The following is a 13,248-nucleotide window of genomic DNA, read 5'->3' on the forward strand; positions in this document are numbered from 1 at the left end:
GATAAGAAGATTCCCCAAAGATGCCCCTCCGATGGAACAAATTCAACAGAGGGGATCGCGGGACGGCAATGCTATTTTCGCGCAAATGCCTCCCGGGCGTCCAACCCGCCCTCCACGGGCAGACCCGCGGCCCTCAGCGCAATTGCCGCTGTCTCGCCCGGCGCGGTCAGCCAGGGAAGCTTGGCCTCGATTCCGCGCGTCACGGGCTCCCCGAGCACGCCTCCGAAGTCGATCGGCCAGAACCCGTTGGGCACCACCTCGGCGGAGAAGCCGCGGATCGCATAGCCCTCGCCCAGGATTGCCTCTGCCTTGTCGCTGGCGACAAGGCGCGCGGTGTTGGGATCCCCGAGATCGCCAAAGCTCACGAGCGCGGGGATGAGCTCCCCTTGCACCGGGACAACGCCGGACTGCCGGCTCATGTCCTTGAACGACACCCGGTTGCCGCGCGCGGCGCCATAGGCGCGGAGCGCCACATAGTTGATGTCGTCGAGGTCGAGCTTGGCGCCCTGCTGGTGCGCCAGCAAGACCACGATGTTCTTGCCTTGGCCGAGATCGACGAACACGGCCTCCCCGCGCGTCGTGGTGCGGCCGCTGCGGTTATAGTTGCGATCGGGCACGACAGCGAGAATGGCCGACCCGGTCTTGATCCCGGCGGGCGTCGTCACCTCGACCGTTAGGCGGTATTTGTGGTCCGGCCGGTTGATCCGGATCTGGTCGCCGCCGACGAGCAAAGCCAACAGCCCGAGCAGACCGGCCCACTTGCTGATAACGCCCAAGCGCTCCTCACTTCCTTTTCGCCACCGCTCTGCACCGTTCGCGCGGCAGCGTCAAACCGGCGCGTTGCCGCTCTTGATCGCGGGGCTATCGGGGCTTTTCCCTGCAGTCATCCTTCGAGACGCCCGCTTTAGGCGGGCTCCTCAGGATGAGGGCGGAGTGCGTGGCTACAGTTTCAACAGGCACTGATCCAGATTAGCCTCATCCTGAGGAGGCGCGTAAGCGCCGTCTCGAAGGACGAGGCGTGCGCGCAGGCCTCCGCCAAAAGTGATCTGCGATAGCCCTGCTCTTGATCGGAAGCGTGTTTGTCGAAAGAGTGCTCCCATTGCAGCCACCAAAGACAGGATACGATGTGACCTTTCCCGCAGATGAACGATCTCGCTCCCGTGCCGACCTCGCGCGGGATCAGGCCTGGGCGATCGCGGCCGGAGGCATCGGCGTCGTTCTGTTCACCGCGCTGCTCGCCTTCACCTGGTATTTTGCCGCCACCCTGCTGCTGATCTTCACCGGCATGCTGCTCGGCCTCGGTCTCAACGCTCTGGTCAATGCGCTCGGCCGCCGGGTCCAGCTGCCTCACACGATCCGGCTTGCAATCGTCTGCGTTGCGCTCGCTTTGCTGCTCGCGGGCGTCGCCTATCTCGGCGGCGCCACCATTGCCGAACAGGCCTCGCTGCTGAGCAAGACCATCAAGTCGCAGATCACCAATGTCAGGTCCCTGCTCGAGAGCCACGGCATCGACACCAGCTTCTTCGACCTCGGCAACGCTGCCTCGGACCCCGCCGCCAACACCTCCTCGGAGGCAACGCCCGCGCCGGCAACGCCTTCGCGCGCTCCGCTGCCCAGTGCCGGCACGCTCGCCTCCAGCGGCGGGGCGATCGTGAGCCAGACCCTCAAGCTGCTGCTCGGCACCATTCACGGCGTCGGCAACATCTTCATCGTGCTGTTCCTGGGCCTGGCCTTCGCCGCCCAGCCCAGCGTCTATCATGACGGCCTGCTGTTCCTGGCACCGGCGCGGCACTGTACCCGTTTCGCCATCGTCATCGACCGTATCGCTGAAACGCTCGAGCGCTGGCTGATCGCCCAGATCATCGTCATGATCGCGGTCGGTGTCGTAACCTGGATCGGACTTGCCGTCATCGGCATCCCCGGCGCGTTCATCCTAGGAATCCAGGCGGGCCTGCTCGCCTTCATCCCCACGGTGGGAGCCATCATCGCCGGCGTCATCGTGGTGTTGGCGAGCCTCGCCTCCGGCTGGATCCCCGCTTTGTCGGCATTTCTGCTGTTCATGGGCGTGCACGCCATGGAAAGCTACGTGCTGACGCCGATCCTGCAGCGCCAGGCACTCGACATCCCGCCGGCCACGCTGTTCGCGTTCCAGATCCTGCTGGGCGTCGTGTTCGGCATCTGGGGCCTGGCGCTGGCGCTCCCGCTGGTCGCGATCGCCAAGGTCATGATCGACCATGTCAAGACCTACGAGGCGTCGCCTCTCGCGGAGGCGGCCTAGAGCATGATCCGGACCCGGAGGACCGCGTTAGCGGAAAGTGTGGAGCGGTTTTCCGATAAGATCATGCTCCCGAGAAAAAGCCTCAGGTCGTCAGCACGGTCTCGGTGTGCTCGACCTCGGGAGGCGCGGCAAAATACTGGCCGACCAGGCCGCGCCATTCCGTGAAATTCTCCGAGCCGCGGAAGTCCACAGTGTGGTTCTCCAGCGTCGCCCATTTCACCATCAGCCGGTAACGCTGCGGCTTCTCGATCGACTTGTGCAGCTCGAAGCCGTGAAAGCCCTTGGAGCGGCCGAAAGCGGCCTTGGCCTTGGCAACGGCGGCCTCAAAATCCTTCTCGCTGCCCGGCTTGACGTCAATTTGCGCGATCTCGGTGATCATCGGCTTTCCACCCTTTTTGTTGATGGCCGTGTCTACCGCAGATGGCGACAAAGAAAAAGGCGCTGAAGCGGCGCCCTGCCCGGTCTGGAAATGCAGGCCTGTCAGGCGAACAGCAGGACCGTGCCCGCGACGATCAGCGCACAACCCGCGAACAACACGAACGGCCAGTAGCTGCGTTGCTGCGTGTAGCGGCCTTGCGCACGACGCTCGGTGATCAGCGCGCTCTCGTATTCGTCCGCAGTGGAGAACAGACAGGCGAAACCGCCGCGGGCCGAGGCAGCTTCGGCTTCGAGCGACATCAGGGCGGCTTGCGGATTCCGTCGACGGATCGATTCCATGACCACGATGGTAGGGATCGAATGGTAAACAGAGATTTACCGCAAGCCCGCCCTGCATGCTCACGCGGTGACCGGACGCGCCTGCGATGCGCCGGTCCGCGCCGCGCTCTGGCGGCGCCAGTTCTCCAGCGACAGCGGCAGCTCCTCGGCCGCCTCGACGCGGTTGCGGCCGCCGCGCTTGGCCTGGTAGAGCGCGGTGTCCGCCGAGGCCAGCAGCACCTCCAGCTCGGTGCCGGCCGGACCTCCGGCAACGCCGATGCTGACGGTGGTATCGACCGGACCTTCGTCGACCACGACGCCGGAGGTCTCGAACGCCTCGCGCACGCGCTCGGCGACCAGCACGCCCTCCTCCAGTGAGCATGGCAATAGCGCGGCGAACTCCTCGCCGCCGATGCGGCCCGACAGGTCGGAGATGCGCAAATTGCTGACCACGACGGTGGAGAACAGCTTCAGCATCTCGTCGCCGGCGGGATGGCCGAAGCGGTCGTTGATCGATTTGAAATGGTCGATGTCGAAGATCATCACGGTCACCGGCCGCCCGGCCTTGGCCTCGCGCTCGATCACGCGCGCACAAGCCTCCGAGAAGCCGCGCCGGTTGAGCATGCCGGTCAAGGGATCGGTCGATGCCGCCGTCCGGTGCGCGGTGACGGTGCGTTCCGACACCAGCATGAAGATCACGAACACGGTACCGACGGCATAGAGTATGAGCTCGACCGCGAACACGGTGACCCAGATGCTCGAGGAGAAGCCGGCATCATGCGGGCGCAGGAAGCTGCCGATCAGGATCGGCAGCATCAACACGCAGCCGTGCATCACCGGCATCACGAAGGCGGGCCAGCGCCGTTGCACGCTCTTGCGCCGTTCGGTCCAGAGCTCGCTCGCCGTCAGGGCCGCGTACACCGAGACGATGCCGGCACCGACGAGCATGCGCAGCATCGATGAAGCGGGATCGAGCAGCGTCGCAGCCGCGACCCAGGCGAGCGCGCCGAGCACGAGCCCCGGCCAGTTCGGGTTGCGGCCGTGGAAGATGCGCGCTGCGTTCCAGACCATGCCGCAGGCGACGAAACCGACCGCGTTCAGTGCGAGGTAAATGTGCGGCCCCAGCCTGTCGCCCGCCGCGGTCCATAGTGCGACGGATGCGGCACCGAGCAGATAGGCGGTGCCCCACCATTTCAGCGCCGGGCTGTTCTCCTGCTTGCCGAAAAACACCATCATGGCGCCGAGCAGTGCGGCGACCATGGTGGCGACCAAATAGAGCGTGATGCTATCGAGCGACATCATGTCGGCCCCCTCTAGAACATAGCAGTTACGCGATCGGCCCAGCCGATTTGCGCGCCCTTCCGAAGGCGACGCTAGGTCTCGCGGGTTCCATTCAGGTTTTCGCCGGTCCCTAAGTTTTCAGGAAACACGCCATCAATTTGCATACAAACGAACAACAAAAAGGGCGCTGAAATCAGCGCCCTTTTGCATCTCATTGAAGCCGCTTTCGCGGCGAATGCGACAAAAGCGATTAACGCTTCGAGAACTGGAAGGACCGGCGGGCCTTGGCCTTGCCGTACTTCTTGCGCTCGACCACGCGCGAGTCGCGGGTGAGGAAGCCGCCCTTCTTGAGCACGGAGCGCAGCTCCGGCTCGAAATAGGTGAGCGCCTTGGAGATGCCGTGACGGACCGCGCCGGCCTGGCCGGACAGGCCGCCGCCGGCGACGGTGCAGATCACGTCGTACTGGCCCGAACGCTGGGCCACGGAGAACGGCTGCTCGATCATCATGCGCAGCACGGGACGGGCGAAATAGACCTCGACCTCGCGCGAGTTGACGGTGACCTTGCCGGCGCCCGGCTTGATCCAGACGCGGGCGACCGCGTCCTTGCGCTTGCCGGTGGCGTAAGCGCGGTTGAACTTGTCGACCTTCTTCTCGTGCTTGGGCGCCTCGGGCGCGGCCGCCGTCTTGAGCTGCGAGAGCTGGTCGAGCGACTGAATGGATTCGGCCATGTTATGCGGCCCTCGTGTTCTTGCGGTTCAACTTGGCGATATCGATCTTCTCGGGCTGCTGCGCCTCGTGCGGATGATCGGCGCCGCCGTAGACACGGAGGTTACCCATCTGCACGCGGCCGAGCGGACCACGCGGGATCATGCGCTCGACGGCCTTCTCGAGCACGCGCTCGGGATGACGACCCTCGAGGATCTGGCGCGCGGTGCGCTCCTTGACATGGCCGACATAGCCGGTGTGCTTGTAGTAGGTCTTCTGCTCGCGCTTGCGACCGGTGAGGACCGCATGCTGCGCGTTGATGATGATGACGTTGTCGCCGCAATCGACGTGCGGGGTGTAGGTCGGGAGGTGCTTGCCGCGCAGGCGCATGGCGACGATGGTGGCGAGGCGGCCGACGACCAGACCCTTGGCGTCGATCAGCACCCACTTCTTCGTCACCTCAGCCGGCTTTGCCGAAAAGGTTTTCATGTCGGAGTTTCCGTGGACGGGAGATATCGGCGCGAACACCGCACCAGACTGCGCGCGGTTCTAGAGAAGAGCGGCGCAACGGTCAATGCCTCAGAGCCGAAAATAACTAAGCAAACTCAATAACTTAAAAATATGGTGCGATATTACCTGTAAAAAGCTCAAACGTTTGGAATGGAATAGGTCGAGGTGACATGGGCGATCGGATCGGGTGAGGTCCCGGACAAGAGGTTCACCTCCCCGACCGCAAGGCGCTTGCCGAGCTTGAGCAGCCGGGCCTCGGCCAGCACGTCCTGCCCGGGCTGGCCCTTGCGCAGGAAGTTGATGTTGAGATTGGTGGTGACGGCGAGCCCGATCGGCCCGATCGCGGACAGCAGCACCACGTACATCGCGAAATCCGCGAGCGCCATCAGCGTCGGCCCGGACACGGTTCCGCCGGGCCGCAACATCCGTTCGCTGTAGCGCTGGCGCAAGAGGCTGGTCTGGCCGTCCGCGCTCTCGATCGTGATGTCGTCACCGCTGAAGGCCTGGGGAAACTCGTCACGGAGGAACCGCTCGAGCTCCGCCACGCTCATTTTCGCTAACGCCATGCCGTCCCCACCCTCGCTTCGCCTGCCCTGTTACATTAAGTTATCGGTGTGATCCAATTGCAATCATCTAGCGGAAGTCGCGTCAATGTCCGTTCAGGCCGCCCGCGCCCCCACCCCGCAACCGCCGATCCTGCTGCGCGAGATCGTCGGCAGCGTCGCCGTGCTCACGCTGAACCGACCAGCCGCGCGCAACAGCCTTTCCGAGGCGATGATCGGACAGCTGCATGCGAGCCTCAACGCAATCGCGGAAGACAAGCACATCCGCGCGGCCGTCATCGCGGCCAACGGCCCCGCTTTTTCCGCCGGCCACGACATAAAGGAACTGACCGCGCGCCGCACCGATCCGGATCGGGGTCGGGCTTATTTTGCGCAGATCATGACGGCCTGCAGCGCGATGATGCAGGCGGTCGTGCATCTGCCGAAGCCCGTGGTCGCGGCCGTCCAGGGCATCGCGACCGCCGCCGGCTGCCAGCTCGTCGCCAGCTGCGATCTTGCGATCGCATCGCACGAGGCGAAGTTCGCCACACCCGGCGTCGATATCGGCCTGTTCTGCTCGACCCCGATGGTGGCGCTGTCGCGCAACGTGCCGCGCAAACAGGCCATGGAGATGCTGCTGACGGGCGAGCCTGTCACGGCCGAGCGCGCCCGCGACATCGGGCTCATTAACCGTGTCGTTCCCGCCGGCACCGAACTCGGCGCCGCGATCGAGCTCGCGCAACAGGTCGCGTTGAAATCCGCCTACACGATCAAGCTCGGCAAGGAGGCCTTCTACCGCCAGGCCGAGATGAGCCTTGCAGACGCCTATCGCTATGCCGCAGAGGTGATGACCGAGAACATGATGGCGCGCGACGCCGAGGAAGGCATCGGCGCCTTCATCGAGAAGCGCGCGCCGACATGGCGGGATGAATGACCCCCGCCAACAAGAAAAGATAAGTGATGAACCACGACGCCTATCCCGACAATTACATCCGCGGCATCCTCAACAGCGTGAAATCCATCGCGATGGTCGGGGCCTCGCCGGTCAATGTGCGGCCGAGCTATTTCGCGTTCAAATACCTGATGCAGCGCGGCTACGACATGATCCCGGTCAATCCCGGCCATGTCGGCAAGGAGCTGCTCGGAAAGCCGTTCGTCGCATCACTGTCGGATATCGGCCGCCCCGTCGACATGGTCGACATCTTCCGCAACTCCAGCCACATCATGCCCGTCGTCGAGGAGGCGCTCACGCTCGACCCGCTGCCGAAGGTGATCTGGATGCAGCTCGGCGCGCGCGACGATGCGGCGGCCGCGAAAGCGGAATCAGTCGGGATCAAGGTGGTCATGAACCGCTGCCCCAAGATCGAATATGGCCGCCTGTCGTCAGAAATCTCCTGGATGGGCGTGAATTCGCGCACGCTCAGCTCCAAGCGCGCGCCGGCGCCGACGCAGGGCATGAGGCTGTCCCTCAATCGGATGAGTGTCGGCGGTGGCGACACCGCCGCATCGGATCGCGCTGCGAAGAACAAGAGCGAGCAAAGCTGACGCGATTGCGAAGGCTTCGTTTCGCAAACGCGACAATGCGCAGCACGATCGTTCCCAAAATGATTCCGATGTGACGCCGCGCCTTGACGGCGGGCACGGCGCCGATCAGCATGCCGCGCGAATTTCAGGCCACAAGAACAGGACGCCCAAATGAGCGATCGCCTTCCGGGATTTTCAACGCTCGCCGTGCATGCCGGTGCACAGCCCGACCCCACCACCGGCGCGCGCGCGACTCCGATTTATCAAACGACCTCTTTCGTCTTCAACGATGCCGATCACGCCGCCTCGCTGTTCGGCCTGCAGGCGTTCGGCAACATCTATACCCGCATCGGTAATCCTACCAATGCGGTGCTGGAAGAGCGCGTCGCCGCGCTCGAAGGCGGCACGGCCGCGCTCGCGGTCGCTTCCGGCCATGCCGCGCAGGTCGTGGTGCTGCAGCAGCTGCTTCAACCCGGCGACGAATTCATCGCCGCGCGAAAGCTCTATGGCGGCTCGATCAACCAGTTCACGCACGCCTTCAAGAGCTTTGGCTGGAACGTGGTGTGGGCCGATCCCGACGATATCGCGAGCTTCGAGCGTGCGGTGACGCCGCGCACGAAAGCGATCTTCATCGAGTCCATCGCCAACCCCGCCGGCAGCATCACCGACATCGAGGCGATCTCGACCGTGGCGCGCAAGGCGGGCGTGCCGCTGATCGTCGACAACACGCTGGCTTCGCCCTATCTGATCCGTCCGATCGATCATGGCGCTGACATCGTCGTGCACTCGCTGACGAAATTCCTGGGCGGCCACGGCAACTCGCTCGGCGGCATCATCGTCGATGCCGGCACCTTCGACTGGTCCACGGGCGGCAAGTACCCCATGCTCTCGGAGCCGCGCCCGGAATATCACGGCATCCGGCTGCAGGAGACCTTCGGCAATTTCGCCTTCGCGATCGCCTGCCGCGTGCTGGGCCTGCGCGACCTCGGACCGGCGTTGTCGCCCTTCAACGCCTTCATGATCCTGACCGGCATCGAGACTCTGCCGCTGCGCATGCAGAAGCACTGCGACAATGCCAAAGCCGTTGCCGAATACCTCGCGGGACATCCGGCGGTGGCCTCGGTGAGCTATGCCGGGCTGCCGAGCGACAAGTACAATCAGCTCGCGCGCAAATACGCACCAAAGGGCGCCGGCGCGGTGTTCACCTTCAGCCTGAAGGGCGGCTATGACGCCGGCGTCAGCCTGGTGTCGAAGCTGCAGTTGTTCTCGCACCTCGCCAATGTCGGCGACACCCGCTCGCTGGTGATCCATCCGGCCTCGACCACGCACAGCCAGCTCGACGACGCCGCCAAGATCAAGTCCGGCGCCGGCCCGGACGTGGTCCGGATCTCGGTCGGTATCGAGGACAAGGAAGACCTGATCGCGGATCTGGAACAGGCGCTGGGGACGTAGCGCCTGGGAACGACGGCGGCCGTTTTGGCCGCCGTCGGTTAACCCTCATTAACCATATCTGCCTCATACATCGTGCTTGGATCGCCCCTTTGATTCGGAGCCGACGATGCTGCGCTGGATGGTGCCCGCTCTGGCTGTGATGCTGACGGCCTCGGCGGCCATTGCCGCCGATCTGCCGGCGACGCCGAAGCGGCGCGCGGCCGGGCCGCCGCAGGACCCACCTCAGGTCTATGTCGAGACCGATCCGGATGCGCTGATCTCGCCGGCCTACGGCATCGGCAGCTACATCCGCAACCTGCCGGGCACGCCGCTGCTGCCGGGCTCCCACACCTTGCCTGGCTATTACGGCCGCCCCTGGAGCTACGATTATCAGGGCGCCTATTACGGCGGGAAACAGGTCGATTATTTCTGGCGCCTGCCCTATGCGTGCGGCGTCTACGGCTATTGCTGATCAGCCGGGCTGATGGTGATCAGCCGGGCTGACCCACGGGGACCGCGCGCGGCTGCGCCTGCACAGACTGCCGTGACGCCAGCCGCTCCACCTGCATCACTGCCAGCGTCAACACCACGATCGCAACCGCCTGGTGGGTCAGCGCGAGATCGATCGGCACCTGGTTGAGCAGCGTGAGGATGCCGAGCACCGCCTGCACGCTCACCGCCGCGAACAGCCACAACGCGCCGCTCGCGGCCGCACCTGCACGCGAGCGCACCGCGTCGATCGCATGCAGCAGCGCCAGCACGATCAACACGTAGGCGGTCATGCGGTGCTCGAACTGCACCGTCAGCACATTGTCGAACATGTTGCGCCACCACGGCGTCTCGAACCACAGCCGTTCCGCCGAGGGGATGAGCGCCCCATCGATCTCAGGCCAGGTGTTGTAGGCCCGCCCGGCACGCAAGCCCGCGACCAGCGCACCGAAATAGATCTGCACGAAGGTCACCGCGAGCAGCACCGCGCTCGTGAACCGCAGCCGAGCCGGCGCCGCGATCTGCGGCCGCTGCTCGAGCCGCCGCACCGTCCAGACGATCCCCGCGAAAATCAGGAGCGCGAGCGAAAGATGCGTCGCCAGCCGATATTGCGACACCTCGGTGCGTTCCGTCAGGCCCGAGGCCACCATCCACCAGCCGACCGCCCCCTGGAGGCCACCGAGCGCAAACAGCAGCCACAGCCTGCGCTTCAGCTCACCCGACAGTCCGCCGCGCCAGAGGAAGAACAGGAACGGCAGCAGATAGGCGACGCCGATGAAGCGGCCGAGCAGCCGGTGGCTCCACTCCCACCAGAAGATCGTCTTGAACTCGGACAGGCTCATGCCTGAATTCAGCTCGCGATATTGCGGGATCTTCTTGTAGGCCTCGAACGCCTCGGCCCATGCCGCTTCCGACAGCGGCGGAACACTGCCCGTGACCGGCTTCCATTCGACGATCGATAGGCCCGATTCCGTCAGTCGTGTCGCACCGCCAACCAGCACCATCAGTGCGATCAGCGCGGCCACACAGATCAGCCACCAGCGCACGGCGCGATGCGGCTCGGATGGGGCGGAATTCGTCGTCATTTCAAGGACAAAACCAAGCCTGTGGCGAAGAGACTTGAACCCGGTTGAGTGCCCCTTATAGTCCCCCGCTCCCGCAGCGCAAGTAACGCGAAAGCCTTAAAGTTCCCGCCATGACGATCCGCACCCGCAAGTTCCTCGGCGCCATCCTGCTCCTGGTGCTGGCCACCGTTTGGGCCCTGCTCGGCATGGCGGCGGCGCAGATGCCGTGGATCGCCGAATCCGGCTGGCGGCAGGCGATCTACTACGTCGTGGTCGGCATGGGCTGGGTGCTGCCGGCGATGCCGATCGTGAGCTGGATGCAGCGGCCCGATCGCCTCAGGTCTGGCTCGTAGAGCTCCCGGTCGGCCGCACCGGCGCAAAAGCGGCGCCCGACACCAGCACGCGCAGCATCCGCAGCGAGCGCACCCGCCCGTCCCAGGAGATCCGCGGCAGCGCGCGCAAGTTCGTCCGTCCCTCCGCCTCCACGATGCCCGGGATCGTCGAGGCCGCGCTGGCGAAGCCCGCCTGCTCCGCCATCACGACGTGGCTGCGCCGGAACGAAGCGCGGTCGCCGAACGGATAGGCGAAATGCCTGATCTCGCGGTTGAAAGCCGATTCCGCCACGGCCTTGCCCATCGTCATCTCGCGCAGTGCGGCCGCGTCCTTCATGTTGGCCAGCATCGGATAGTTCACCGTTGCGCTGCCGATCGTCACGAGCGGATCGCCGGCGAGCCTGGCGAGGTCCTCCCAATCCATCGACGCCTCGCGCGAGAGCGCGGCGAGGTCGATCCGGTAGCGCGTACAGAGATCGGCGATCGCGGCCGACAGATCCGCCGGCGGCAGCGAGCGCAGCCAGCTCTCCAGATGCGAGAACAGCGCCTGCTTCCCGGCCTTGTCGGCGACCGTGAAGCGCTGCTCCTTGTCGCCCATCATCAGGTCGATGCGGCTCTCGCGCGCGATCACCTGCTCCAGGGCGAGCCACCAGGCCTCGCCGACGCCGTCGGGAAAAGCGGTCGGCACATAGATCGTAAAAGGCACGGCGTGACGCGCCAGCACCGGATAGGCGAAGGTGATGAGATCCTTGCCGGCGCCATCGAAGGTCAGCGCCACGAAGCGACGCTTCTCCGGCAGCATCACCGCGCGCCGGCAGACCTCGTCCATGCCGAGAAAATCGTAGTTCCACCGCTTCAGCGCGCGGATGGCGCGATCGAGGAATTGCGGCGTAATCTCGTGCTCGCGCAGCGGCTGAAATCCGCGCCGCCGAGGCCGCACGTAGCGGAAACGCAGGATGGCGCCGGCACCGCGACTGCGCAGCATGGCCTGGCCGGTGAACCAGGCCAGCTCGAGGCGCAGCCGTTCCAACCATCTGTCGTCGGAAGCCAAAATCCCACCCTTCGCGTGCGCCGGCGGTCAGTTCCCTCGCCCCAGTCATTACCCTTTGTTGACCTTTGTTTGCAAAGGTCGGCCACGGGCCGAAATACGTATTTTCGATTTCTCGACAGGTTTCGCGAATGACCATGGCTGCGGCGATGCAAAGCCGGACGGCAGAAGCGCCAGCGCGGTCGAGAGCGAGCCGTATCGCGCGAGTGGAGATCGTCACGGATCTCGCCGAGGCCGAGGCGGTCTGGCGCGGCTTCGAGGCGAGCGGCCATCTCTTCACGCCCTACCAGCGCTTCGACCTGCTCGACCCCTGGCAGCGGCTGGTCGGCGCCCGTGAAGGTGCCCGGCCGTTCATTGTGATCGCCCGCGACGCCGATCGGCGCCCGCTCCTGCTGCTGCCGCTCTCGCTGCGGCAGGGCCACGGCGTGCGCACCGCCGGCTTCATGGGCGGCAAGCACACCACCTTCAACATGGGCCTGTGGAACGCCGAGTTCGCAGCAGAGGCCGCCAGCGCCGATCTCGATGCACTGCTTGCGCCGCTCGGCGAGCACGCCGACGTGCTCGCACTGACACAGCAGCCCGAGCGCTGGCACGACCAGCAGAACCCATTTGCAGCCCTGCCGCGGCAGCGCCCGATCAACGGCTGTCCGCGACTGGTGATGGAGCCGGGCGGCCCGCCGGCATCGCGGATCAGCAATTCCCTGCGCCGACGCCTCAAGAGCAAGGAGAAGAAGCTTCAGTCCCTCGCCGGCTACCGCTATCACCTGGCGACGTCCGAGGCAGACATCACCCGCCTGCTCGACTGGTTCTTCCGCGTCAAGCCGGCGCGGATGGCGGAGCAGAAGCTGCCGAACGTCTTCGCCGAACCCGGTGTCGAGCAGTTCGTCCGCAGCGCCTGCCTCGCGCCGCGCGGCGAAGGTCATGTCATCGACATCCATGCGCTGGAATGCGACGAGGAGGTGATCGCGATCTTCGCCGGCGTCGCCGACGGCGAGCGCTTCTCGATGATGTTCAACACCTACACGATGTCCGAGCACGCCCGCTACAGCCCCGGCCTGATCCTGATGCGCTACATCATCGACCGCTACGGCGAACGCGGCTACCGCTCGCTCGACCTCGGCATCGGCTCGGACGATTACAAGCGGATGTTCTGCAAGGACGACGAGGCGATCTTCGACAGCTTCGTCCCCCTGACCTCGCGCGGCAAGCTCGCGGCCATGGCGATGTCCTCGCTCAGCCACGGCAAGCGGCTGGTGAAGCAGAACCAGATGCTGTTCGACATGGCCCGCCGGCTACGGCAGGCGTTCGGGTAGCTCTTTCCACTTGCACGGCTGTCTTCCCTTCTC

Annotated in this window: 16 protein-coding genes; 7 read left to right on the forward strand and 9 right to left on the reverse strand. The window is 65.1% G+C overall.

What is annotated here, in order from left to right:
* Positions 1–71: 71 nt before the first annotated feature.
* The gene (locus I6F37_RS01475) at positions 72–776 is read right to left on the reverse strand and encodes a hypothetical protein (protein WP_225150088.1); all 705 of its coding nucleotides are present in this window, start codon (positions 774–776) and stop codon (positions 72–74) included.
* Positions 777–1,126: 350 nt separating this feature from the next.
* Here I6F37_RS01475 and I6F37_RS01480 point away from each other — a divergent pair, with 350 nt between their 5' ends.
* Positions 1,127–2,278, forward strand: a complete 1,152-nt coding sequence (locus I6F37_RS01480; RefSeq protein ID WP_225143271.1) for an AI-2E family transporter — start codon at positions 1,127–1,129, stop codon at positions 2,276–2,278.
* 82 nt (positions 2,279–2,360) lie between these two features.
* On the opposite strand, the gene I6F37_RS01485 is transcribed toward I6F37_RS01480, so the two are convergent.
* The 6 genes from I6F37_RS01485 to I6F37_RS01510 form a co-directional block, all read right to left on the reverse strand.
* A complete protein-coding gene (locus tag I6F37_RS01485) occupies positions 2,361–2,657 on the reverse strand; it encodes an antibiotic biosynthesis monooxygenase (protein ID WP_025036647.1) in 297 nt (98 codons plus the stop codon).
* Positions 2,658–2,758: 101 nt separating this feature from the next.
* Entirely contained in the window at positions 2,759–2,995 is a 237-nt protein-coding gene (locus I6F37_RS01490; protein ID WP_036010312.1) for a hypothetical protein, read from the reverse strand.
* Positions 2,996–3,055: 60 nt separating this feature from the next.
* Positions 3,056–4,276 carry a diguanylate cyclase gene (locus I6F37_RS01495; RefSeq protein WP_225143269.1) on the reverse strand — a complete coding sequence of 407 codons (1,221 nt, stop codon included), beginning with the start codon at positions 4,274–4,276 and terminating at the stop codon, positions 3,056–3,058.
* A gap of 229 nt (positions 4,277–4,505) precedes the next feature.
* Positions 4,506–4,985 (reverse strand): 30S ribosomal protein S9, encoded by a 480-nt coding sequence (rpsI, locus tag I6F37_RS01500; RefSeq protein WP_018642439.1) that lies wholly within the window; start codon positions 4,983–4,985, stop codon positions 4,506–4,508.
* Between the two features lies 1 nt (position 4,986).
* Positions 4,987–5,451, reverse strand: coding sequence for a 50S ribosomal protein L13 (gene rplM, locus I6F37_RS01505; RefSeq protein ID WP_018642440.1), 465 nt, complete (start codon positions 5,449–5,451; stop codon positions 4,987–4,989).
* A 158-nt stretch (positions 5,452–5,609) separates the two neighbouring features.
* Complete coding sequence (locus I6F37_RS01510; protein ID WP_024341189.1) at positions 5,610–6,038, reverse strand: PaaI family thioesterase; 429 nt, start codon at positions 6,036–6,038, stop codon at positions 5,610–5,612.
* Positions 6,039–6,123: 85 nt separating this feature from the next.
* On the opposite strand from I6F37_RS01510, the gene I6F37_RS01515 reads away from it, so the two are divergent.
* From I6F37_RS01515 to I6F37_RS01530, 4 genes are all read left to right on the forward strand, one after another.
* Positions 6,124–6,948: an enoyl-CoA hydratase gene (locus I6F37_RS01515; protein WP_225150090.1), complete on the forward strand. Its 825-nt coding sequence runs from the start codon at positions 6,124–6,126 to the stop codon at positions 6,946–6,948.
* A 26-nt stretch (positions 6,949–6,974) separates the two neighbouring features.
* Positions 6,975–7,559 (forward strand): CoA-binding protein, encoded by a 585-nt coding sequence (locus tag I6F37_RS01520; RefSeq protein WP_036010322.1) that lies wholly within the window; start codon positions 6,975–6,977, stop codon positions 7,557–7,559.
* 150 nt (positions 7,560–7,709) lie between these two features.
* A complete protein-coding gene (locus I6F37_RS01525; protein ID WP_036010324.1) occupies positions 7,710–8,990 on the forward strand; it encodes an O-acetylhomoserine aminocarboxypropyltransferase in 1,281 nt (426 codons plus the stop codon).
* Between the two features lie 106 nt (positions 8,991–9,096).
* Positions 9,097–9,441, forward strand: coding sequence for a hypothetical protein (locus I6F37_RS01530; protein ID WP_036025406.1), 345 nt, complete (start codon positions 9,097–9,099; stop codon positions 9,439–9,441).
* Positions 9,442–9,460: 19 nt separating this feature from the next.
* On the opposite strand, the gene I6F37_RS01535 is transcribed toward I6F37_RS01530, so the two are convergent.
* Complete coding sequence (locus I6F37_RS01535) at positions 9,461–10,543, reverse strand: COX15/CtaA family protein (protein ID WP_109143558.1); 1,083 nt, start codon at positions 10,541–10,543, stop codon at positions 9,461–9,463.
* A gap of 110 nt (positions 10,544–10,653) precedes the next feature.
* Here I6F37_RS01535 and I6F37_RS01540 point away from each other — a divergent pair, with 110 nt between their 5' ends.
* The gene (locus I6F37_RS01540; RefSeq protein ID WP_036010340.1) at positions 10,654–10,875 is read left to right on the forward strand and encodes a DUF2842 domain-containing protein; all 222 of its coding nucleotides are present in this window, start codon (positions 10,654–10,656) and stop codon (positions 10,873–10,875) included.
* On the opposite strand, the gene I6F37_RS01545 is transcribed toward I6F37_RS01540, so the two are convergent.
* The gene (locus tag I6F37_RS01545) at positions 10,859–11,905 is read right to left on the reverse strand and encodes a polysaccharide deacetylase family protein (RefSeq protein WP_036025412.1); all 1,047 of its coding nucleotides are present in this window, start codon (positions 11,903–11,905) and stop codon (positions 10,859–10,861) included. The genes I6F37_RS01540 and I6F37_RS01545 overlap by 17 nt on opposite strands.
* Positions 11,906–12,033: 128 nt before the next feature.
* On the opposite strand from I6F37_RS01545, the gene I6F37_RS01550 reads away from it, so the two are divergent.
* Positions 12,034–13,215: a GNAT family N-acetyltransferase gene (locus I6F37_RS01550; RefSeq protein ID WP_225150092.1), complete on the forward strand. Its 1,182-nt coding sequence runs from the start codon at positions 12,034–12,036 to the stop codon at positions 13,213–13,215.
* Positions 13,216–13,248: the final 33 nt, after the last annotated feature.

The organism is Bradyrhizobium sp. NBAIM08 (assembly GCF_020193935.1).
GTDB lineage: Bacteria > Pseudomonadota > Alphaproteobacteria > Rhizobiales > Xanthobacteraceae > Bradyrhizobium > Bradyrhizobium yuanmingense.